This window comes from Paenibacillus antarcticus (assembly GCF_001637225.1).
GTDB lineage: Bacteria > Bacillota > Bacilli > Paenibacillales > Paenibacillaceae > Paenibacillus_AQ > Paenibacillus_AQ antarcticus.
On record NZ_LVJI01000029.1, the window covers coordinates 1 to 21,589 of the forward strand.

Sequence of the window (21,589 nt, forward strand, 5' to 3'; positions counted from 1 at the left end):
GGGGCATTAAGCTAACGGGACACGATAGCTTAATGTTAAGAAGGATTTAACTTAAATAACATAGAATAATTATTAAGAAGTGTGATTAGTAATAGGTTATCATAAATCGTGAAATCGCAATAAGGAGGGTTAAGATTGAACAATAGTGCCGCAAATAATAAGCTCCATGCAAAGTCTATATTATAACCACGGCGGTTATTTGTAGGGAGCATAAATGAAGTAACCGCATGTTTTCATTCTGACTTGTATGGTGAAAACAGTTTATAATATAGGTTTTGCTACCTTAAAATTAAATTCTATTTTAAGGAGTAGATCTATTTTGAAATATATTAATGCTGAAACTTTATTGCCAGAAGACTTACTTAAGGAAATACAGAAGTATGTGCAAGGTCGAATGGTATACATCCCTAACTCTGAAGGGTCTCGTAAAAAGTGGGGCGAAAAATCAGGGAACAGAAATTACCTGATCCTCAGAAACAGCCAGATTCGTCAGAAATTCGGTGAGGGATCTAATATTGATCAGCTTTCAGAACTATTCAGCCTTTCCCATGATAGTATCAAAAAAATTGTGTACTCAAAAAATAACTAGATCATAAGGTTTGTCGGGGTAAACCCGCAAGCCTTTTTATGTGCTCTACGAATACTAATTGTTTTCTACATATATTTATAAGCAGTCAATTCTATAATTAGAATCATAGGATTCACATGAATGAAATGACTAAAATCGAAAGTAGTAGCTCACATGGAACATATCTTTGGATTGAAAAAAATAAATAGTGAAGAAGCAACGATACTTGAATTACAGGATGCAATGGATAAGTGGGAAGTTACATCAAGAGAGCTTGTGATGTATTACATGTATCGAATCGCAACGATTGACCAGAGTGGTCCGATGATAAACGCTATTATGGAAATGAATCCAGATGCGATTTTTATTGCAGAAGCATTAGACCAAGAAAGAAAATTAGTAGGAGCAAGAAGCCCTTTACATGGTGTCCCTGTATTATTGAAAGGAAATATTGAAACAAATGATAAAATGCATACAAGTGCGGGTGCACTAGCCTTGGAGAACCATATAAGCTCAAGGGATGCCTTCCTTGTCCAACAACTAAGGAACGCAGGTGCAATTATTCTTGGGAAAACAAATATGACAGAATGGGCAAATGGGATGTCTTCATCCATGTGGGCGGGATACAGTTCAATAGGGGGACAAACAAAAAATCCATATGGGGATTTTTTTACTGGTGGATCTAGTACGGGATCTGCCGCATCCGTTGCAGCAAATCTTAGTACAATCGCAGTTGGGACAGAAACATCTGGCTCTATTTTAAGCCCAGCTATACAGAATGCTATCGTTGGCATAAAGCCAACCGTAGGTTTAATAAGTCGATTAGGAATAATTCCGTGGACCTATTCTCAGGATACAGCTGGACCTATGGCAAGGACTGTGACTGATGCAGCGATCTTATTGGGTGCTCTTGCGGGCAAGGATGAAAGAGATCCCGCTACTTGGAGGAATAAACATTCTAATGTGGACTATACAGTATTTTTGGATAAAGACGGATTAAGTAATGCAACTATAGGCGTTTTCAGAAATGTTCCACCTGAGAAATATCGTGACATTGGCGAGTATGATGAAAGATTATTTAATGATGCTGTGGCAAAACTTAAAGATTCTGGAGCCATAGTAATAGAAGATGTAGAAATTCCATCGTTTCATAAAGAGTGGGAATATAACAAAATGAACATTGAATTTAAGCATTCTGTTGAACTCTATTTGCAAAGGCTCCCCGCTCATTTTCCTATTCATACTTTAAATGAATTGATTGAATGGAACGAACAGAATACGGAGAATGCTTTGAAATATGGACAAGATTCATTGAAATATCGATCAATACTAGATAAGCCATTAAAGAGTCCGAAATATATTCTAGAGTCTATTACCGATTTATATTATTCACAAAATAGGGGTATAGATTATGCTTTAGAAAAGTACGGATTGGATACAATCCTGTTTCCTTCTTATGTTGGAGCTGATATATGTGCGAGAGCGGGTTATCCATCCATAGCAGTACCTGCTGGGTTCCAAGAGAATGGAAGAGCATTTGGAATTACATTCGCAGGAACGGCTTATAGTGAACCGACACTCATTCGTATTGCATTTGCATTCGAACAAAAAACGAAACACAGGAGAATGCCAAATTTCAAGAATTAAAAGAAATAAGACTCTGTTGGGAAGATACTTCTCAGTTTTGTTCCAGGTTGAAATGCCAGAAGCAAAAATATTTGCCTATTTGCCCATGTGTGCGGGCCAAATGCAACGGTTGAGATGCGACAGTGAAACGGATTGGTATTGGTGAAATGTGGATTCCTGTTGATAGGAATTAAATGTGGATCGATCTGATGCTTTGTGGAATTTTTATATTTTTGGGGTTTGCAACCTTTCCTGATTCTTTATCGTATAGAGAGGGTATTTAATGTTTATACCTCTATATGGAATTTACTAACACGAGAAAGGGATGTTGTAAATTGAAAATGAATAAAGGGAAAAGAAATCTACTTACGGCTACACTTGTAGCTACTCTTTTGGCGGCCCCTATGGCGCTTTCATTACCTGCTGGGCATGCTGAAGCAGCAACTACCATTTCAAAGTTAAAGACAACTGCAACGCCGTTTAGCATAGAAGGAACTCGGACGACAATTGATACGATCAATAAGAATAACACAACGTACATCGCATTGCGCCATCTTAATAATAGTTTAGGCCTGAGCACTAATTTTGTGAAGGCGACCCAGATGGTTAACATTGAGGGGAGAAGCCGGTCACTGCAGATTGATCTAAAGAATAAAACAACTAAATTTAACGGGCAGCAGCTTATCTTAGGATCTGAACCGATTCTTCAAGATAATACGACTTACCTACCGCTACGCTTCGTTTTAGAGCGGATGGGTTATGCCGTTTCCTATGAGCAAGCCACCAAATTGATTGGAATTCATGCTATTCAAGAGAATAAGCTGAAGATTAACTCGGAAGTAGTCGGAGCAGATGGAGACGGCAAGTCATTACTCGTGCATTATCCGGTTATCTCGGGTTATGAGAATACTACCGTTCAGCAGAAAATAAATACATTTCTGAAGAATGAAGCGGATAGGAATATCGCGGCTGGTTCGAAGCAAATGGATCAGGTTGTAGAAGGAAACAAGAAAATATTAGCCGATAATCCCAAAGCTACGATTCGACAGCCGAGCTTCGATGGTCATTATACAGTAACTTATAACGAACAGGGTAAACTGAGCCTATACGTGGATTACCATATCTATTCTGGGGGAGCTCATGGAGATACTGCACGAGTTCCTTACACATTCGACCTAGCAACTGGTAATTTGCTCTCATTGAAAGAAGTAGCAAATAGCAACGAGAATTACGTATCGATTATTAACAATAAGATTAAGTCTCAGGTTAATAGTAGCAATTTGCCATTGAATTACCCTTTCCAGACTATAGAGGTAGATCGTGATTATTTCCTTAATCGCAATGGGGTTGTTATTTACTTCACACAAAATGAATATACTTCCTATGCGGAAGGGATGCCGGAGTTTGTTATTCCGTATACAGACTTCCGATAAGAGAATGCGAGTTGTGGCTTGACACTGACCTTTCCTTGGTAAGTGTCTTTTTTAATACTGATCTAGAAACTTCGTTATGAAAACAGGCAACTGTTAAACTAACGGTATACAAGAGTAAAACAACAAGATGCTGATATGTATAACTGGTTTATAAGACAGACATGCTATAAACATACATATACCAAAAATTTAGAATCCATTCTTCATATTCTACCAGTACAAGAAGTATCAAAAGGAGGGGGCTATGAAATCATGATAGATTCGTTCGTATCCTCCAATAGCACATGTACTATAAAGTGCCGCAAGGTGGTTTGTTTTTTGCTGGTATACTGACTTATTGAAATAATTTTGTAGCCGCTGCAAGTCGGATTCTAGAGTATACCGAGGAAGGCCGGGGCGCTAAATTCAAATGAAATTTAATCCAGCTCTTCAGGGATGGCAGTTTCATGCTGCGTATTTTCTGAAATCAGCGTGGACGGATTCGAACCAAGTGTTCCGTACCAATTCAGAAGATTTGGTCTTCAAAATCCACTTTTAAAATCAGGTAGGGACCTATCGCAGAAGGTATTGTATCTGGGGACTAATGTGTTCTGTCCAATCCATGATTACAAGGTATCGTTGATTGACGGGAAGGTCCGATAGCTAGATAAAGGCTGCGTAGAAACTTGATTGAGCAGGAAAGGAAATGTATTTGTGCTGGTATAACAATAAGAGCGAGCGCTGGAGAAAATCCAGGCTCGCTTTGTGTCTGTATGTGAGTACTTGTCATGCAAGACTAAAAAGGCAGGATCGGGGAGTGCCTTATCCTGCCTTCTTGCGTGTTATATGTTTTCTACTGTACTAAACTATCTAAATCCGGCTGTAATTTGTTCCGCAGAACATACAGCATGATGGCACCAACAAGGAACGCGACAGCATCCGCAATAACGAGCGACCAGACCACACCTTGGAAGCCGTTCATTCGATTGGCGATATACAATACAGGAATCAGAGTAATTCCTTGAATAATTGACATAATAAAGGCAGCCGTTCCTTGCGCTGTTGCTTGGAAGATCCCCATAAACAACGTGGTCATTCCTGTAATGAACAAGGATAAGAATGTCACATGTAGAATATAGCTGCCCATTTCGATTAATTGCGGGTCATTCGTAAATAGACCAATTAAGTTGTCGGAAATCAAATAGACGATAATACCGAACACGACTGCTAGCGCTACAATTATTTTGAGCGTAAATCCAATGGTTTGCTTCATTCGTAATTTATTCGCTGTAAAAGAGAAGGCAATTAACGGTACGACTCCCTCGCACAATCCCATCAGAATAAATTCAGGAAATTGCAATAAACGTGATGAAATTCCGAAAGCAGCTACAGCCTGATCCCCATAATCGACAAGATAATGGTTAAAGATGAGTGACATTGCACCCAAGAAGATACTCATAACAAACACGGGAACTCCGATTTTGAATATATTGCTCAGAATCTCCTTGGAAGCCTTGAACCATTTTACAGAGGCGGTTAAGAATTGACTCTTATACCCCATATAAAAGGCATAGTATACACACGCAACCAAGTTAGAGATCACTGTAGCAGATGCAACGCCGATCACGCTCCAATGGAAGACGAAAATAACTAGCGCATCGAGAATAATATTCACGACAACACTGAGAATCATACCGATCATTGAGGTCATTGCTGCACCCTCCGAGCGCACAATATTCTCAAGTGTGAAGAATAATACGACAATTGGTGAACCAATAAGCATAACCGTGACATAATCTTTTGTAAATCCAAAGGAGTCAGGTGTTGCCCCCAGGCCATGAACGATTGAATCGATCAAGGGGAGGCCAACGGCCATTGCGATAAAACCGAGAACTAAACTGCTGTAAAAGGCGAATGAAGATACATGCTTTACATCCTCATATTTCTTCTCTCCCAGTAAACGGGAGATGAATGTACCGCTACCCATGCCAATCAAGTTGCCGAGCGCCATAATCAACGCGAATAACGGCAAGGTTAGTGCGAGTGCGGTTAACATGGCCGTATTGCCCAGTGTACCAAGGAAATAGGCATTTAAGATGGAGTATATGACACTCATTGACGTACCTAGCATCATCGGTACAGCGAAGTGAGCGACGGCTTTTGCGATAGGTGCTTTTTCAAAGTAATGGAGGTTTTCTGCTTCCATGTGGGTCACCACTTTCTTTATTATGATTATCTAACGGTGTTAGATTGAACCTTACAGTGTTAGATGTTATCATGAACTTATGAACCTGTAAAGAACAAACTTACACTGTTAGATAGAAGGGGGATAATAATGAAGAAGCAGCAGCCTCAGATTTCGGAGGATAAGATTCTGGAAGCCTCGTGGGAGCTTCTGGGGGAGGAAGGCATTGAGAAATTCAGTTTGAGACGATTGGCCGACCGGCTGGGGATTCAAGCTCCCTCTCTGTACTGGTACTTCAAGAGCAAGCAGAATCTCTATCAGCGTCTGGCAAACCAAGTATCGAAAACGATTCTGGACGAGTTCCACTCCGAGGGGGACTGGAAGGATCAGTTGACGGGGCTTGCGGTAACGATACGTAGTGTGCTCAGCCGGTATCCCTGTTCCACACAGCTCATGATGATGACGCTGCCCCACGAACCGGACATCATCCGGTTCACTAACCGTATGTTGCTCTGCGTGGAATCGACGCCACTTGAGCAAGAGCATAAAATGCAAGTGGTTACTACGCTAGTGAACTACATCTTCTACTTCGTTCTAGACGATTATCAGCATGAACGTAATGTCTCCGCTATCCTTAAGGACCAGGAAGCGCTCCCGGGTGAGGAGATGATTCGCCTTCTGGACTCCATGAGCGAGGCGGAAGCGGGACTGTTCAAGAGGATGTTCAAGAGCGGGCTGTTCGAGCTGATGGGGACCGACGGGGCTTTTGAGTTCGGATTGAAGTTGATTCTGCTGGGGATTGAACAGGTGATAAAGGATCAGGAGAAGTAGAATGTAAAAAACTGCTCATTCGGTAGTCAGATGGGCGGATTCGGATGCATCTTACCATTTACGGTGAAATGTTGTGATGAAGATACAATGTTAAGATGACATATTGAAAAGCAGGTGTTTCAGTATCCTGCTCTTGTTATTAAGCTAGCAGGCAGGATAGTTGAGTAAGGTATTTAAAGAAATTAGAATGGATTGTTAATATTTTTGGGGGATATATAAACCTAAAGAGTCGAATTCTTTGCTTACAAGAATTCGAATTTTTATTCAACTTGGGAATATTTTTGTATTATCAGTAAAAGCCTGAGAAATCAGGCTTTTCTTATTGTCATAACGGTAAAAATGTCACCAAAAAGCCGAAGGAGCAGGTGAACGAAAGGTAGAGCTAGCAAACATATGATCAGTAAAATTTCGCTTCGCGTATTCACCGCTTCTCTAGACATAGAAACAATTGAGACATCGCTGTCACAACGAGGGCGGTGATGTAAAATCCTAAATGAGCATACACAGAACATTACAGAGACATTAGAATATAAGAAATCCGAAAGATGATCAAGTTGTAAAGGCACCACGCAAACTAGCGAGTCATGGAAAATTTAGAGAATAGGGACTGGGAAGATCGGTACCATTGAAGCCAGAAAATGAAGATTAAAACTAGATCGATCAAATCTCCTCCATAATACATCAACAAGCCTCCTGTTAAACCTTGGGCTTGAGGTATTCCTTCCGGGGGCTCCGCATAAATCAGCTTGGACAATATTCCATGACCTGCAAATGCAATGATCATCACAAAGGAACGCAAATTATAGCTGGTTCGATGCGGAGCAAGATCGGTATAAATTAAGGAAGCTGTAAACAGGTAGCCTGCCACAAAGACATGAAAATGTACCAGAATATGAATAAGCATATTATGCTGCATCGCAGAATAGAGACCTGCCCCGTAGATCAGCCACAGTCCTCCGATATTAAGAGTGGCCGCTGTAATGGGATGAGAAATCCATAATACCGGTTTGGATTTGAGCAAACGAGTGACGCTCCTTGCCCAGTGTACTTCCATTGTCCGAAGAGCAAGAGCTACAGGCGAGGATAAGACGATAAGCAGTGGTCCTAACATGCCTAACAGCAAATGCCCCAACATATGCGCTCTAAAATCCAGATGTGCCCAATCAGCGAGAGGGCCTGTAACGGCTGACGCCGAGCTCAACACACCGATTATGAAGCATCCATAACGATACATTGGCCACCGCTGAAAGCGTTTATTGGAAGACAGGGTAGCATAAAGATATAGTGCAAAAGCTGCTGCAGTGATTATGACTGGAATAAATATAGATGGAAACAATTCGATGGTCCCGCTTTGTGAATGACTCATATGGTGGTTAGTCATATTGAACGGATTCTTCCGGAGGCATGCGTTTCGGGCTCGTTCGCAGGGTAATAACAACTCCGGAAATTAACAAAGCGAGGGCTGCAAGATTCCATACCCAATCATACAGGGAAATATCAACGTTATAGCGAATCTGGTGCAGCCGCATCAGCTTATGCTGAATAATGCCGTCATAAAGCTGGAAAATACCTGATCCCAGCAGAATGCCTCCAATCCACCTGCGCAGCCAGAAAGCGTCCCGGCGTCTAAGGTCTGAGAGCATGAATGAAGATCCTATCGTTGCAAAAAAACTGAACGCATGGAATAAGCCATCGGATACAAGGCCAATGTCGCTAGTGGATTTATCATAAAAGTGGTGCCAGTGCAGAAGCTGGTGGAACACGACCTCATCTATGAAGGCAATAACCCCGAAGCCGAATAAAATACCTGACCATAAATTACGGGCCGAGTAATTACGACGATCGGCGGGTTTATTCATTCTTATTTTAACTTTATCCATGATCGATCTCCTTAATTTATATATTTTTCACGCTTGAACTCTTCATGCGTTTATTCATAGTTTTACCATCAAAGAATTACGGTAAACTATATATTATTTATCATAATGCTCTAATTGAATGTGAATGGAGCCTAGACATCCGATCTTTGTTTCCACATGAATACCTTTGTAAGGATTAAACTCCTTTATGTGCTTAATTGTGTTATCAAAAAAATGACTGCACTGTACTTTTCAGCACCAGCCCACAGCCTATATTAACGTTCCAGACCAAGGCATAAAATGTTCAGGTCCAGTCTATTATGGAAAGGACTATGCCAGACTGAAGAAAATAAAAGCGAAATACGATCCAAAAATTGTGTATTAATTGATATCGCGTATAAATAGAGGTATAAAGAAATAGATAAGAATTATTCCGTACTCACTGTAATAGTAAACGCTATAAACATACATATACCAAGAAGTTTGAATCTATCAAAGGATGGGTTAATTGATCGAAGAAAGAAGAAGGAACAATCTAGAGAGATTTATTAAAGAAGTAATAGAAATCTCGCCTCATTTTCTATCATAACAAGCATCAAAAGGAGGTTTTTTGGAATCATGATAGAGACGTTTGTATCCTCCAATAGCACATGTACAATAAAATGCCGCACGGTGGTTTGTTTTTTTGGCGGTGTACTGACTTTTCGAAATAATTTTGAAGATGCTGCAAGTGAGATTGCCAAAAGATATCGAAAAGCCAAAATTGTGATGATCTTTCCCTATGGGATGGCAAACGGCAGGACGGGTTCCTCTTTAATCCGTCTCTTGGCAAGGCAGCTTACTCAAGTTGGCTATGATCTACACCATGACCAATCCAAGCGGGTAACAAGCGTATCGCAAATCATCCGCGAGCATGTAGATGTTTCGGATCACTTAATCCTTATCGGGCATAGTGCCGGAGGCGTAATCGCCTATCGGACTGGACTTTATTTGGAGGAAAAGTACGGATTTCAGCAAGTTCAAGTATTTGCTGTAGGGTGTCCAAAGTTTCATTTGAGGGATATTCCATACAATGACAGGTTTACATATATCACTGGACAGAATCCGGACAGGATCACCCAACTTGGCAGATGGCGTAAGCCGGGTTCTAGGGTGTACATAGGAAGGCCAGGGCACGAAATTCAAATGGAATTTAATCCAGCTCATCAGGGATGGAAGTTTCATGCTGCGTATTTTCTGAAATCGAACTGGACGGATTCAAACCAAGTATTCCGTACCAATTCAGAAAACTTGGTCTCCAAAATCCATGAACTGTACTCGGGAACCTGATTAATACCTAATATGTTTATGTATTTTGAAAAGCGTGCCCGCTATGCCAGAGGATGGTTATTACCAGATATTTCACCGAGTGCAAACTTGTGAATCATTTTGGGATTTCACTAAGATTCAACTAATGAAAAAAACCAGTGCGACAGCCTGATGTTCAGACTGCTGCACTGGTTTTTTAACTATCTTTCTCCGATTACCCATTTGTTGCCCTACGGTCATGGTAGCAGTTGATTGCCTCCAGTCGTTCAGCTCAAAAAAAGGTTAATATTCATGATAGCTCCAGTGGAGCGGTCCAAAGTTACAAGAAACCGGCCACCGCTAGTAAGATTGCCTTCGGAAGAAGGAACAATTTCAAATTCAATAAGCGAGTCATTGTGAGGATACTGTGTTGTTGTGATTTGTACTTCTTGAACACTAACATCCAGGAATGGTTGAGCCAATTGAATCGCTTTCTCTTTACTTTGGTCTATTGAAATCCATTGTTCTTTTTGTATTTCATTGCTATTTTTTGATTCTTTAAATGCCTTCATATCGTTGATACCGATTATTTTTTTATTATTACCAACCCATACACGCATACTATTGTCTTCGGTTACATAAGATGCAGTGGCTACTTCTCTTTCATCTTGTATAAGTGAAAATCCAGTCAGGTTAAAATACTTCTGCAATACAAGAGTAGCTTCTTCCGCAGTATTAACTGTCAGGCTTTGGATTTGGCCGCCTCCAGGCTTTGATAGCTTTGCTAGTTCCACCGTTTCTTGGATATTCATTTTTTGATCTGATATTGCAACACTCTCATTTGGTGTCCTTTGAGTATTTACTAATAAGACTGTGCAGACAGTTAATATTGTTGCTAATCCTAATACAGATAAGCCTAAGTATTTTTTCTTTAAATGTTTAATCATAAGTATTCTCCTCTTTAGAAGCTTGTAATTGCCCGATAATTCGACCCAATAAACAACAATAAGTTCCTTTTTATAGATGTATTATTGTACCGAAAATACAGTCTCCAGCTCAGGGATATATTCCTTGACTATATTTTTGTCTTCCCATCGTCCTACAACCCCAGCCGGGGCATGACCTTCGGATACAATTAAGTACGGTTTGATAGTTACGGTACTTGGTAGAGTCTTGAAGGGTTCAAACTGAATCTTATAAGATTCGCTTAAGGGGTGACCTTTGATAGGCTTCAGTTGAACGCCATTTTCATCCTCAATGTCAAACGAAAGACCGATGACGCCCCCGTTAGCGCCCTCGTATTTCGAAGGGATAGAAGCGAGCATTTCTTCTACGTTCTGGCCCGGTTTGGTTTTGTACTCAACAGATAACTGCGTTGTCATTGGGGTGATTTCCAGCATACTGTTTTGCAAATTAATGTTATCGTGATGCTTGGTCTCCTCTGAAGTTAGAACGGTAATTGGCGTAGATCTTTTAACAGGCACAACGAATTGGAACGGGACATCGTAACCCTTTAACGTTACATTTACAGTCAAGTCAAACTGATCAGGAAACTGGACAGTCTGGTCTGTGCTAGTAGTACTGGTAACATCAACGATTAGGCTGGAACCAGTCTCACCGTCCATGAATTCGTAACCTGAGTTCAGAGATTGGCCTTTATAGAGAACCTCTAACGTATCTACTGCCCCTTTATTGGCATCGGAAGGCGGCGAATTGGGCTCTGAAGCAAGACGGTTTCCAGGAGTGGTTATGTTCATAAGAATTCGGGTCCCGTCAAATAACAACGTTGGAATATTCATAGTTATCTTGCCATGGGTCACGCTTTGGTTTACGTTTGTGATGAAATCCTCGGCTTGTTGAACACCGGGATCTAAGTTCTTTTCGCCCCATAATGAATAGATTTGTCCTAGACCCGGAATTTGCTTGAATGTATCTGCCATTACGGGCGATACAAATCCGGAAGCAATGAGTGTAACACCAAGGATTGCAGCGGCTGCAGTGGAAACCCACCATTTATTAGAAGCTTTTGATACATTTGAATTCATAAGTTTACCTGCTTTCTTGACTAGAAATTTTAGTATGTTCGTAACGTTACTTATATATTAGATCGAGTAGGTAGCTAAAAGGTTACATGGAAAAAAACCACCGTATTCAGTAAAATGTACCCTATAGAATAGACACTTTAAAAAAGTCTATTCTATAGGGTGATTTTCTGTATAATGTGAAAAAGTATAATGTTGGAGTGATTCATAATGAGTCTAAAATTATTCAATAAGCATGTGGATTCGAAGTCGAAATCCTCGGGATGGCTCGCGTTCATTCAGCTGAGAAGGGTTGAACAGTCTGCATGTCGAAGAGAAGGAAGGCTTTCACTATACAAACCCAATCATTCAAAGGCTTGTGAAAAAATGTGGTTTAGGACAACCCATGTCCACGACGAGGTAACTGTTGGGATAACGTCCCACAAGAATCATTCTTTGGGCATTTTAAAGACGTGGCTGCCATCAAACCTTGTGAAAATTGAAGAAGGAAATCAAGAGCTATATGATTTACTACAATCATTTCAGATATCAATGGAATTTAAAGAAAATGACTCCTGTATAATACAGAAATCACCTTCTTCAACATGCCTAGGTCTTTTTGAAATGTCCTTTATAAAGCTGATAACACTTCGTATTTGAGCAACATTGATTGTTTGATAATCTTGTTTTTCATCAAATCACGCTGTACAGACACAGGCATATTATGAAGTCTATCTTCCTGCGCTACGGCTAACAGGACGATTTTCGTAGCAACCATCGCACGATCTTCATTTTGAAGGATATAATACGCCACTTGGTAGCCATACGTTTCCAATTGTCTTAATACTTCTACTGTCCTATTTAAATAATTTGTTGATCGCATTGTATCTACCTCGTCTGTATGTTGTGAAATTGATTTAACGAATCAACACACATAATAATAGCCCTAATCAGCAATTTGCATATACAATCTATCCATGTCCTTCATTGTCCACTTACTTTCCGATTTATCACCATCATACACAATCTCCTTTATATAGAATGTCTCCAATCGTGGCTATTGGGGAAATCACCTCGAACCTCAATCTTTCTTCCCTCGTTAACATCTCCCGATACTTTCGATATCTTATTTTCTGGAAAATGAGCCACTGCACCATATATTACAGATGAACTATTACAGATGAACTATTTCACCGAAAATACAGTCTCTAGCTCAGGGATATATTCCTTGACCATATTTATAGCTTCCACTCGTCCTTCAGCCCCAGCAGGGTATTCTTCGGATACGATTAAGTACGGTTTGATGGTTACGGTACTCGGTATAGTCTTGAAGGGTTCAAACTGAATCTTATAAGATTCGTTTAAGGGGTGAGCTTTGATAGGCTTCAGTTGAACGCCATTTTCATCCTCAATGTCAAACAAAAGACCGATGACGCCCCCGTTAGCGCCCTTGTATTTCGAAGGGATAGAAGCGAGCATTTCTTCTACGCTCTGGCCCGGTTTGGTTTTGTACTCAACGGATAACTGCGTTGTCATTGGGGTGATTTCCAGCATACTGTTTTGCAAATTAATGTTATCGTGATGCTTGGTCTCCTCTGAAGTTAGAACGGTAATTGGCGTAGATCTTTTAACAGGCACAACGAATTGGAACGGGACATCGTAACCCTTTAACGTTACATTTACAGTCAAGTCAAACTGATCAGGGAACTGGGCGAATTCACCACTATTGAGAACATCAACCATCATGCTGGAAGCAGTCTCGCCCATGTATTCGATACCCCGGACCAGATTTTGACCTTCATAGAGGACCTCTAACGTATCCTGCGCCCCTTTATTGGCATCGGAAGGCGGCGAATTGGGCTCCGAAGCTAGAGTGTTTCCAGGAGTGGTTATGTTCATAACAATTCGGGTTCCGTCAAATAACAACGTTGGAATATTCATAGTTACATCGCCATGGGTTACGCTTTGGTTTACGTTTGTGATGAAATCGGCTTGTTGAACACCGGGATCAAAGTTCTTTTCGCCCCATATTGAATAGATTTGTCCCAGAACCGGAATTTGCTTGAGTGCATCTGCCATTGCGGGCGATACAAATCCAGAAGCAATGAGGGTAACACCAAGGATTGCAGCGGCTGCAGTGGAAACCCACCATTTATTAATAGTTCTTGATACATTTGTCTTTCTCTGAATGGGAGAAATGGAATGATCGGTTTCCGTGATGATTTGGTAAGTCTCATTCAGCTTGGAGCGGGCAATATCAGATAACTGATCAGGAAGTAGGCTTTGGCAGTTCTTTAATTGTTCTTCTAACTTAGTCTTCACCATGTGGCAACTCCCTTTTCTTGATTGATTTGAGATGAATGCTTTAGCTTTTTGCGGGCGCGATGCAGCCGGGTCTTCACGGCTACCGTAGAAATTTCGAGAATGTCGGAAATTTGACTGATCGGCATGTCCTGTAGGTAATGAAGGATAGTTACAATCCGTAGGTTCTCATCTAGATGTTGAACGGCTTCCCATAATTCGATTTTCTCATAATCCTTGGAAGGGGAAGGGACGTCGGGAAGTTCTCCGTAAGGGAGGGCTCTTGCGTTGCTTTTGATTATTTTATTGCATTCATTAATCAGAATCCGGAAGACCCATGTTTTGAAAAAAGCGGGCTCTCTGAGTGTATGGATGGACTTAAAGGCTTTAAGTATCGTCTCCTGTAGGGCATCTGCACAATCTTCGTCTTTGTTGACGATGGACCTTGCAGTTCTATACAAGGGTAACTCTATCTCTTGCATCAACTGCATGAATGCTTCAGGGTCCCCAGCTTTAGCTTTGATGACAATAGGATCTGTATGCAAGGGTTCACCTACTTTCTTGACTAGAAGTATTTAGAATGTTCGTAACGTTCTTATATATTAGATCGAGTAGGTAGGTAAAAGGTTACATGGGGAAAAAACCACCTCATTCAGGGGCGACATCCCGTTTGTGTGACAGGTACCAAAAAACCTTGCAATTTTAGTTGGCCAGTCGTCGGAAATTCAATAGCGACTGGTTATTTAGTCTCGCCTGAATCCGAATTGAGTTATGTAACGCAAATCATCCGTGAGTATGCAGAAGGTTCGGATCACTTAATCCTTATTGGGCATAGTGCCGGAGCAGTGCTCGCCTATCGGATAGGGCTTTATTTGGAGGAGAAGTACAGACAGCTATCAGCAAGTTCAAGTATTCGCTGTAGGGTGTCCAAAGTTTCATGCTGCGTATTTTCTGAAATCGAAATGGACGGATTCAAACCAAGTGAATACCAATTCAGAAAACTTGGTCTCCAAAATCCATGAAAGAGAAACCCCGAATTCTTACAATGACTAATTCTACTATGTTTTTTAACGTTATTATAATCAGTAATTCAAAAGGCGTCCGTTGTCGTTCCAATTACCATACAATTTATTTTGTCTGGTGTTTGTTATAAACTTATCTAATCTTTTTTCAAATAACTCAGGTTGATTATTAATACTTTGTATTGTGTCGATTCGAACTCTTTTATAAAGATCTGGAAATCGAACAAAATTCTGATATACATCTGTTTCCTCTTTCAGCCTCTGCTCAATAATAGGATCAATTTTAAATGAGTCATAACTCAGATCAAGTAGCACCTTTCTACCTACTTCCGTCATTAATCCCAACGTTTCAAGGCGACGGACCCGTTCTTTATTTAATTCAGTCCATGAACTATTTTTGTTTCTAGGAGATAGCCTTTGGGCTAGTTCAGTCTCGGAAACTTTCTTTTTTATTCCATCAATCCATCCACAACACAAGGCTTCTTCGACAGCGTCCAGATACAGCAAAGTACCTTGTGTCAACTTCATACTCACGACAACCCAACAAGATTTTTCAGTCAAATTATGTTCCTGAAACCAATACCTCAATTCGCTTTTCGACTTTACTGGAAGCAGTTCGTTGATTTCCATGAATGTGTTTCATTCTCCTCTCTGCATGAGCTGCAAACGAGAAAAAGTGACAACGCTAACTGTCCGTTGCCACTTTCCCTTAAGTCATATGACGTGCAAGAACAATTACCTAAAAACGAGAATCTACTCCTTGGTGTTAACTCTTGCTATTGGTTTGAAACTAAACGATCAAGGAACTTATTGGCGTCACTATTAAACTTCCAAACAACACCAAATTTATCAACCAACATTCCAAAGCAGGAAGACCAAGGCATTTCTGATAACGGCATGATAACATAGCCACCTACAGATAAATTAGAAAAGTAATTTTCCATTGTCTGTCTATCATCAATAACGATACTAATCAGTATATTGTTGCCTTTAACCAACTCGCCCGTTACTTTCTTCATCGAAGGTAAAATATCCGACATCATTATTTTTCCACCAGCGAATTCTAAGGATGACTCCATAATCATATTCCACTCATCTTCTGGCAAAGGGTAGTTTGGATCTTGTGGGAAATCCTTAAATTTAACTTTTTTTACTTCACTTGAATTCAAAGCTTCTGAATAAAATGCTATTACCTGCTCTGTATTCCCATCAAAATTTAAATATGCAATAACTGACATGAAAAAACCTCCTTCTTGTAATACATGAAGTATAAGCTATAATAGGTGACAGCTATTTGTCACCTATTATAGCTCTGTGAAATTTTTTTTCATAAATGGATTGACTTATTACGCTTCAAACCGGGAGGGACAATATGAATAAAATTGAAAGATTAATATCTATAATAATGATCTTGCTGCAAAAGAACGTTGTTTCATCAACCGAATTCTCACAATTATTTAACGTGTCCAAAAGAACGATTCTACGTGATATGGAAACTCTCAGTTTATCTAATATTCCTATTTATTCTGTAAATGGAGTTAACGGGGGATACGGGATTATGGATGAATACAAATTAGACAAACGACTTTTAAGCAGTAAAGATTTAGAAAATATATTAACCGCACTGGGCGGATTGGGACAAATTCTATTTAGTGACGAAGTCGAACTAACTCTTAAAAAAATTGAATCAATGATAGGCTCAGCAACTTGGAAAGGTTCAATTCACCTGTCATTTTATGATTGGGACGGTCGTTCTGAAATTTTTCAAATCTTAAAGACTTGTCAAGAAGCAATAGTGCAAGGAAGATTACTTACCTTCAATTATATTGATCGAAGTGGAATGAAGACGAATAGAATGATCGAGCCCTACCAGCTTCATTTTAGTGAAATGAGTTGGTATTTGAAGGGGTTTTGTTTAAATCGAATGGAATATCGAACTTTTAAATTGTCCAGAACGGATAATCTTAATATCGATATCAAAACATTTGTTCCTAGAGATTTTTTGACCGAGCTAAAAGCTGAACAACATTATCAACCAAAATTAATTACAATTAAAGCATTGATCTCACATAGCATAAAAGATCACTTTATTGAAAGATACGGTCAGAAAAAGATTCAAGCCTATAATTCTGAAGTTTTAATAGCTTCAATAGATGTACCGCAAAACCATATCGGATTCCGGTTTTTGGCTAGTTTTGGAACTGATTTGGAAATCATAGAGCCTAAAACATATGTTGATGGTTTTCGAGAGTTTCTAAATGTCATGATAAAGAAATATACATAAAGAATCCCCATTGCATAGTTACGCTGATTGCTTTGCTCTTTTATATAGAGAAGAAGGGGATTCTGGCGGGGGAGGGAGCCCAGTAGTGGCCACATATTATCTTCGAAGGAGCAGAGTATAGCATTTCCTTTAGATAAACCATTCAAGTTCGTAATGAGAAAAAATGCGAGCTTCAAGGTACAGAAGATCCTTATGTTTATTACATAAGAGTGATAGGAATAGATTAAAAAATGCGGCCAATTTATGGCCGCATTTTACTTTAACTCCAATATTTCTCGATAATGTCATTACGTCCGGAGTAGACTCGGGATTCTTTGTAAAACTCCGGATTTTTGCGATGGTAATCTTGATGATATTCTTCCGCCGGATAAAATACAGACGCTTCTTCAATTCCAGTAACTATCGGCTTATCAAAGCGTCCGCTTTGTTCAAGATCATGTCTAGACTTAATAGCCAGTAAACGTTGCTCTTCATTATGGAATAGGATTGCCGCCCGATATTGGCTTTTCCGATCGTTACCTTGTCCTGTCGCATCAGTTGGATCAATTTGTGGCCAATAAAGCTCTAGCAATTTTTCGTAAGGGAAGATAGTCGGATCATAAGTGATTTGGACTACTTCCAAATGTCCGGTTTCTCCTGTCAACACTTGTTCGTAAGTAGGATATTCCACTGAGCCGCCCATATAACCAGAAATAATTCCGTGAATGCCCGGCTGTTTTTCGAATGGAGTTACCATACACCAGAAGCATCCACCTGCAAACGTTGCTTTTTGAATCATACGTTCCCCTCATTTCATGTTGATTTTAATAATTATAGGGTTACGATAAAGCGAAGTCTATAAAAACAAATGGGCCGTTTTTATTTTTTTAGGGAACTATCATAATTAGCGAGAAAAAAGGCCGCAGCTAGTTTAGTAGCTGTAGCCTCATGATCGTATCAATTAAATATCAAGTTTATGGGTACCCATCCATTTTACCATTTCAGGATCGCGATGTGAAAAGAACAAGCTTTCTTTCGTATCTAACGTACTAATCGATTCCATATCCTCTTGACTTAATTCAAAATCAAAGATATTTATGTTCTCGAACATTCTTTCTTTACGTACAGATTTTGGAATCACAACAACTTCTCTTTATGTCAACCAACGCAAAACCACTTGAGCAACAGATTTATTATACTTTTCAGCTATAGGTACCAATACCTCATTCTGGAACAAGTTATTTTTCCCTTCAGCAAAAGGCGCCCAGGACTCAACCTGAACATTGTTTTCTTTCATGAATTCTGCACTTAAGATTTGCTGGTTGAAGGGGTGTGTTTCGACCTGATTTACAGCAGGAGTTACTTCGTTATGAATAATCAAATCGATCAGAGGATCCGGCTGGAAGTTACTAACGCCGATTGCCCGAATCTTTCCTTCACGAGCCATGTTCGTTGGTCAGATCGAGTTATCAATATTGGATTCCGTGCTTCGTTTGGTTCAATTGCTCGATTCACCTCAAGACATTCCATTTCTTGCACCTATTCATAAGAAAGAGATCATCTATAGACTCCTTCAAGGGCAATATGGGGCAACGCTTGCACAAATTGCAATGGAAGGAAGTAACACCTATCGCATCAGGGGGGGCAATCGACCAAATTATCCAACATTATGATCAACCTTTAAGAATTGAAGAGCTTGCAGAAGTCGCTAATATGAGCACTTCTTCGTTCCACAGACATTTTAAGGAAATGACTAACATGAGCCCACTTCAATTTCAAAAACATCTTCGGTTACAAGAAGCCCGGAGTCTTTTGTTAATGGAGTCAGGAGATGCTACTGAGGTTGCGTATCGGATTGGTTATGAAAGTGCATCCCAGTTTAGCCGTGAATATTCTCGTATGTTTGGATTTCCTCCTAAGGCAGACATAAAGCGACTGAAGGAAACATTCGAGCAATTAGAAGGGAATCTAGATAAAAACCTTATTTGGACGTCCAATTTGTGATGGGTGACAATCATTCGTTCACAGAATATCTCATCATAATAAAGAAAGGCAGCTGGTCTTCATCCAGCTGCCTTTCTTCGTTTACGGACAATCAGAAGTTAACTCAATCTCCGATAGACACTAACCATTAGACCCGTAATTATTTGTTCCATCGATAAAGAGTTATTCTCATATTGCTCCTCCAGTCTGCAGCGGCAAGAGAATTAGGCAATTATTTGAGACAATCGAGATAACGGTGTACTCATTATGTCATGCATAATAAGATGAACGAAAAAAAGTGGGTTGGAAATTGAACAACTAGAACCTATTAATAAGGAGGGAAATAAGATGAAAATACGATACTTAATCACCCTTGGGTTGGCAATTATAATCACATTAGTTATTTTTCATTTAAAGGGAACGAGTTCTTGTACCAATTCGTGGACGAGAACTCGTTCCCTTTGCAGTATAGGACACAATATTGCCGATTGACCAATCCCAAAAAATACCCTCCATCCAACAGTGTTCAATCTCTCTTAGAATGAACATCTTGTCTTATTGTTAACATGAGGGGGGAATTCTATTGAATTACAATTTATCTAGCGACAATGATGTCGGAAGCATTAAGAATAAACGCAGCTGAAATTTGTGAACTCCGCAGAAGGATCATCGACTTCTCCAGTGGCATACAAACCGATAAGTACACCTGTAAAGCCGCCTGCAACTTCAGATGAGAGATATTTTGTTTGTGCGGTTCCTAGTAAGGTCTCGGTACCATCAATCTGAACATAGAAGTAATAATAAGTGGGGGTAGCTTTAATAACCAAGACAGCATGATTTACCTGGCTCAGATTTCTGGCTTTTTCTATAGATTTAATGTCTCCGATATTAAGCCGTTCAATGACTTCGTATCCATTTTGATGTTCGCGTAGCGCCAAATCATAGTGATGGTTTTCGTCCATATAGAGAGTAATACCGGCTTCGCCTCTGGCAAGGGTGATATCGCATGATATAACCGCGTTGAAGTCTTTTTGACGAATACCTATAAATGTCGGGGATGCCGGTACATCCAGTGTAACTTCTGTTCCATTAAGCTTTACTTTGTCAGGTTCTAACAGATAATTTTCTGGAGCTGGATGCCGAAGATAACACCAATCTAGATTCCAGTCCGTATTCTCGAACGTATAGAATTTTTTCTCTTGATGACTGATCGTGCTCGCAATACGATCAGTCTCGAAGCTCATAAGTGTGGTGCCGTTGTGACCCGCAGTAAACCAGCCGTCTTCGCTAAAGGTAACTGGCGTTAAGAAAACTTCCCGCCCTAAGTGATGATAGGATAGATACTGTCCGGTCTGCCGGAATCCAAGATGATAAAGCCACCAATTTCCTTCGTGGTCTTGTATCAGGTCACTGTGACCAACACCCTGCAGTTCGTAACCGCCCAAATTACGATTGGTCAGTACGGGATTTTCCGCATAGGCTACGAACGGCCCTGAAGGTGAATTTCCCCGTGCATAAGTGACCATATGGCCATATTCGGTTCCTCCTTCAGCTGCCAGCAAGTAATATTGTGCATTAATTTTGTACAAATGAGGACTTTCTAAATATCTTCCACCCGATCCTTGCCATACTGAGCAGCTTGGAGTCAACTTGCGTCCGGTTTCAATTTCGATTTCACACTGGACAATGCCATCAACCCCATAATCATCAGTACCATTGCTCATGAAATATGTCTTACTATCTTCAAAATATAAATCCGGATCGATTCCTCCTTGATCAACATTTATCGGTTCAGACCATTCACAATAAATATCATCAGTCCAGACATAGAAGTTCTGGCGTGCAGTTGCATTTGTAGTCGTCATGTAGAATCGGCCGTTGTTATAGCGCAGGGTGGGAGCAAAAACACCTCCGGAGCTGTCCACAGTGTCCAACTGAATCTGGCTTTTTCGGGTTAGGCAATGCCCGATTTGTATCCAATTTATCAGATCTTTGCTTTCGAAAATTGGAACCCCAGGGAAATACTGAAAGGAACTGCAGGCCAGATAATAGGTGTCATCCACTTTGCAAACGCTTGGGTCGGGGTAGAAACCTTTAATGACCGGGTTATTGTAGTTCATTGTCCACCTCTCCTTTAAATTAACATAAATAAGAATTCAATTTGATTGAAACTAAGAAAATTAAACACCATTGCTCAAAGTAATTCAATGGAGCAGAATTAGAGTTTCATG

At 40.1% G+C, this 21,589-nt stretch carries 20 protein-coding genes and 4 pseudogenes; 11 read left to right on the top strand and 13 right to left on the bottom strand.

From position 1 onward, the window contains the following. Positions 1-319 precede the first annotated feature (319 nt). The 4 genes from PBAT_RS18435 to PBAT_RS26255 all read left to right on the top strand — a co-directional run bounded on the left by PBAT_RS18435 (position 320) and on the right by PBAT_RS26255 (position 4,165). Positions 320-589, top strand: coding sequence for a CD3324 family protein (locus tag PBAT_RS18435; RefSeq protein ID WP_068651668.1), 270 nt, complete (start codon positions 320-322; stop codon positions 587-589). 153 nt (positions 590-742) lie between these two features. Beyond that, complete coding sequence (locus tag PBAT_RS18440; RefSeq protein ID WP_068651670.1) at positions 743-2,215, top strand: amidase family protein; 1,473 nt, start codon at positions 743-745, stop codon at positions 2,213-2,215. 320 nt (positions 2,216-2,535) lie between these two features. Next, positions 2,536-3,627 carry a stalk domain-containing protein gene (locus PBAT_RS18445; RefSeq protein ID WP_068651760.1) on the top strand — a complete coding sequence of 364 codons (1,092 nt, stop codon included), beginning with the start codon at positions 2,536-2,538 and terminating at the stop codon, positions 3,625-3,627. 409 nt (positions 3,628-4,036) lie between these two features. Next, the gene (locus PBAT_RS26255) at positions 4,037-4,165 is read left to right on the top strand and encodes a hypothetical protein (RefSeq protein WP_276326592.1); all 129 of its coding nucleotides are present in this window, start codon (positions 4,037-4,039) and stop codon (positions 4,163-4,165) included. Between the two features lie 294 nt (positions 4,166-4,459). Here PBAT_RS26255 and PBAT_RS18450 read toward each other — a convergent pair whose 3' ends face one another. Beyond that, positions 4,460-5,812, bottom strand: coding sequence for an MATE family efflux transporter (locus PBAT_RS18450; protein ID WP_068651672.1), 1,353 nt, complete (start codon positions 5,810-5,812; stop codon positions 4,460-4,462). A gap of 129 nt (positions 5,813-5,941) precedes the next feature. Between PBAT_RS18450 and PBAT_RS18455 the strand changes: the two genes are divergently transcribed. Next, positions 5,942-6,622: a TetR/AcrR family transcriptional regulator C-terminal domain-containing protein gene (locus PBAT_RS18455; protein WP_068651674.1), complete on the top strand. Its 681-nt coding sequence runs from the start codon at positions 5,942-5,944 to the stop codon at positions 6,620-6,622. A gap of 574 nt (positions 6,623-7,196) precedes the next feature. Here the strand turns inward: PBAT_RS18455 and PBAT_RS18460 are convergent. Together PBAT_RS18460 and PBAT_RS18465 are read right to left on the bottom strand one after the other, a co-directional pair. Then, positions 7,197-7,988 carry a cytochrome c oxidase assembly protein gene (locus PBAT_RS18460; protein WP_248912439.1) on the bottom strand — a complete coding sequence of 264 codons (792 nt, stop codon included), beginning with the start codon at positions 7,986-7,988 and terminating at the stop codon, positions 7,197-7,199. A 7-nt stretch (positions 7,989-7,995) separates the two neighbouring features. Then, positions 7,996-8,502, bottom strand: a complete 507-nt coding sequence (locus PBAT_RS18465) for a DUF2243 domain-containing protein (RefSeq protein ID WP_068651678.1) — start codon at positions 8,500-8,502, stop codon at positions 7,996-7,998. Between the two features lie 247 nt (positions 8,503-8,749). On the opposite strand from PBAT_RS18465, the pseudogene PBAT_RS24875 reads away from it, so the two are divergent. Both PBAT_RS24875 and PBAT_RS18470 read left to right on the top strand, forming a co-directional pair. Continuing rightward, positions 8,750-8,866: pseudogene (locus PBAT_RS24875) on the top strand (BBE domain-containing protein); the annotation flags it as partial. A 233-nt stretch (positions 8,867-9,099) separates the two neighbouring features. Further along, complete coding sequence (locus PBAT_RS18470; protein WP_068651680.1) at positions 9,100-9,810, top strand: alpha/beta hydrolase; 711 nt, start codon at positions 9,100-9,102, stop codon at positions 9,808-9,810. A gap of 245 nt (positions 9,811-10,055) precedes the next feature. Here the strand turns inward: PBAT_RS18470 and PBAT_RS18475 are convergent, their stop codons facing one another. Beyond that, positions 10,056-10,715, bottom strand: coding sequence for a hypothetical protein (locus PBAT_RS18475; RefSeq protein ID WP_068651681.1), 660 nt, complete (start codon positions 10,713-10,715; stop codon positions 10,056-10,058). A gap of 81 nt (positions 10,716-10,796) precedes the next feature. Beyond that, entirely contained in the window at positions 10,797-11,813 is a 1,017-nt protein-coding gene (locus PBAT_RS18480) for a DUF4179 domain-containing protein (RefSeq protein WP_068651683.1), read from the bottom strand. 319 nt (positions 11,814-12,132) lie between these two features. Here PBAT_RS18480 and PBAT_RS24880 point away from each other — a divergent pair. Continuing rightward, positions 12,133-12,372, top strand: a pseudogene (locus PBAT_RS24880) (IS3 family transposase); the annotation flags it as partial. A gap of 48 nt (positions 12,373-12,420) precedes the next feature. Here PBAT_RS24880 and PBAT_RS18490 read toward each other — a convergent pair. The 3 genes from PBAT_RS18490 to PBAT_RS18500 all read right to left on the bottom strand — a co-directional run bounded on the left by PBAT_RS18490 (position 12,421) and on the right by PBAT_RS18500 (position 14,635). Further along, entirely contained in the window at positions 12,421-12,672 is a 252-nt protein-coding gene (locus PBAT_RS18490) for a hypothetical protein (RefSeq protein ID WP_068651687.1), read from the bottom strand. A gap of 302 nt (positions 12,673-12,974) precedes the next feature. Then, on the bottom strand, positions 12,975-14,111 hold the full coding sequence (locus PBAT_RS18495) for a DUF4179 domain-containing protein (protein ID WP_169810136.1): 1,137 nt from the start codon (positions 14,109-14,111) through the stop codon (positions 12,975-12,977). Next, entirely contained in the window at positions 14,108-14,635 is a 528-nt protein-coding gene (locus tag PBAT_RS18500) for an RNA polymerase sigma factor (protein WP_068651691.1), read from the bottom strand. Before PBAT_RS18500 ends, PBAT_RS18495 begins: the two co-directional genes overlap by 4 nt. 219 nt (positions 14,636-14,854) lie before the next feature. Between PBAT_RS18500 and PBAT_RS25325 the strand changes: the two genes are divergently transcribed. Further along, positions 14,855-15,112, top strand: coding sequence for an alpha/beta hydrolase (locus tag PBAT_RS25325; protein WP_211267839.1), 258 nt, complete (start codon positions 14,855-14,857; stop codon positions 15,110-15,112). 60 nt (positions 15,113-15,172) lie between these two features. Here the strand turns inward: PBAT_RS25325 and PBAT_RS18505 are convergent, their stop codons facing one another. Further along, positions 15,173-15,742, bottom strand: coding sequence for a YdeI/OmpD-associated family protein (locus PBAT_RS18505; RefSeq protein WP_068651693.1), 570 nt, complete (start codon positions 15,740-15,742; stop codon positions 15,173-15,175). 146 nt (positions 15,743-15,888) lie between these two features. Beyond that, positions 15,889-16,350 (bottom strand): VOC family protein, encoded by a 462-nt coding sequence (locus tag PBAT_RS18510; RefSeq protein ID WP_068651695.1) that lies wholly within the window; start codon positions 16,348-16,350, stop codon positions 15,889-15,891. A 134-nt stretch (positions 16,351-16,484) separates the two neighbouring features. Between PBAT_RS18510 and PBAT_RS18515 the strand changes: the two genes are divergently transcribed. Next, positions 16,485-17,396 carry a helix-turn-helix transcriptional regulator gene (locus PBAT_RS18515; RefSeq protein WP_068651697.1) on the top strand — a complete coding sequence of 304 codons (912 nt, stop codon included), beginning with the start codon at positions 16,485-16,487 and terminating at the stop codon, positions 17,394-17,396. Positions 17,397-17,655: 259 nt separating this feature from the next. On the opposite strand, the gene msrA is transcribed toward PBAT_RS18515, so the two are convergent. After that, positions 17,656-18,171, bottom strand: a complete 516-nt coding sequence (gene msrA / locus PBAT_RS18520) for a peptide-methionine (S)-S-oxide reductase MsrA (protein ID WP_068651762.1) — start codon at positions 18,169-18,171, stop codon at positions 17,656-17,658. 165 nt (positions 18,172-18,336) lie between these two features. After that, a pseudogene (locus tag PBAT_RS18525) lies at positions 18,337-18,816 on the bottom strand (aldo/keto reductase); the annotation flags it as partial. On the opposite strand from PBAT_RS18525, the pseudogene PBAT_RS18530 reads away from it, so the two are divergent. Further along, positions 18,815-19,379 (top strand): annotated as a pseudogene (locus PBAT_RS18530) (AraC family transcriptional regulator); the annotation flags it as partial. The pseudogenes PBAT_RS18525 and PBAT_RS18530 overlap by 2 nt on opposite strands. A 602-nt stretch (positions 19,380-19,981) precedes the next feature. Here PBAT_RS18530 and PBAT_RS18535 read toward each other — a convergent pair. Beyond that, positions 19,982-21,478 carry a glycoside hydrolase family 43 protein gene (locus PBAT_RS18535; protein WP_068651700.1) on the bottom strand — a complete coding sequence of 499 codons (1,497 nt, stop codon included), beginning with the start codon at positions 21,476-21,478 and terminating at the stop codon, positions 19,982-19,984. Positions 21,479-21,589: the final 111 nt, after the last annotated feature.

Coding starts and splice junctions, on each gene's coding strand:
- PBAT_RS18535 (WP_068651700.1), bottom strand. CDS start 21,478: ATGAACTACAATAACCCGGTCATTAAAGGTTTCTACCCCGACCCAAGC.
- PBAT_RS18450 (WP_068651672.1), bottom strand. CDS start 5,812: ATGGAAGCAGAAAACCTCCATTACTTTGAAAAAGCACCTATCGCAAAA.
- PBAT_RS18440 (WP_068651670.1), top strand. CDS start 743: ATGGAACATATCTTTGGATTGAAAAAAATAAATAGTGAAGAAGCAACG.
- PBAT_RS18470 (WP_068651680.1), top strand. CDS start 9,100: ATGATAGAGACGTTTGTATCCTCCAATAGCACATGTACAATAAAATGC.
- PBAT_RS18505 (WP_068651693.1), bottom strand. CDS start 15,742: ATGGAAATCAACGAACTGCTTCCAGTAAAGTCGAAAAGCGAATTGAGG.
- PBAT_RS18475 (WP_068651681.1), bottom strand. CDS start 10,715: ATGATTAAACATTTAAAGAAAAAATACTTAGGCTTATCTGTATTAGGA.
- PBAT_RS18455 (WP_068651674.1), top strand. CDS start 5,942: ATGAAGAAGCAGCAGCCTCAGATTTCGGAGGATAAGATTCTGGAAGCC.
- PBAT_RS18480 (WP_068651683.1), bottom strand. CDS start 11,813: ATGAATTCAAATGTATCAAAAGCTTCTAATAAATGGTGGGTTTCCACT.
- PBAT_RS18465 (WP_068651678.1), bottom strand. CDS start 8,502: ATGGATAAAGTTAAAATAAGAATGAATAAACCCGCCGATCGTCGTAAT.
- PBAT_RS18515 (WP_068651697.1), top strand. CDS start 16,485: ATGAATAAAATTGAAAGATTAATATCTATAATAATGATCTTGCTGCAA.
- PBAT_RS18460 (WP_248912439.1), bottom strand. CDS start 7,988: ATGAGTCATTCACAAAGCGGGACCATCGAATTGTTTCCATCTATATTT.
- PBAT_RS26255 (WP_276326592.1), top strand. CDS start 4,037: ATGAAATTTAATCCAGCTCTTCAGGGATGGCAGTTTCATGCTGCGTAT.
- PBAT_RS18445 (WP_068651760.1), top strand. CDS start 2,536: ATGAATAAAGGGAAAAGAAATCTACTTACGGCTACACTTGTAGCTACT.
- PBAT_RS18490 (WP_068651687.1), bottom strand. CDS start 12,672: ATGCGATCAACAAATTATTTAAATAGGACAGTAGAAGTATTAAGACAA.
- PBAT_RS18510 (WP_068651695.1), bottom strand. CDS start 16,350: ATGTCAGTTATTGCATATTTAAATTTTGATGGGAATACAGAGCAGGTA.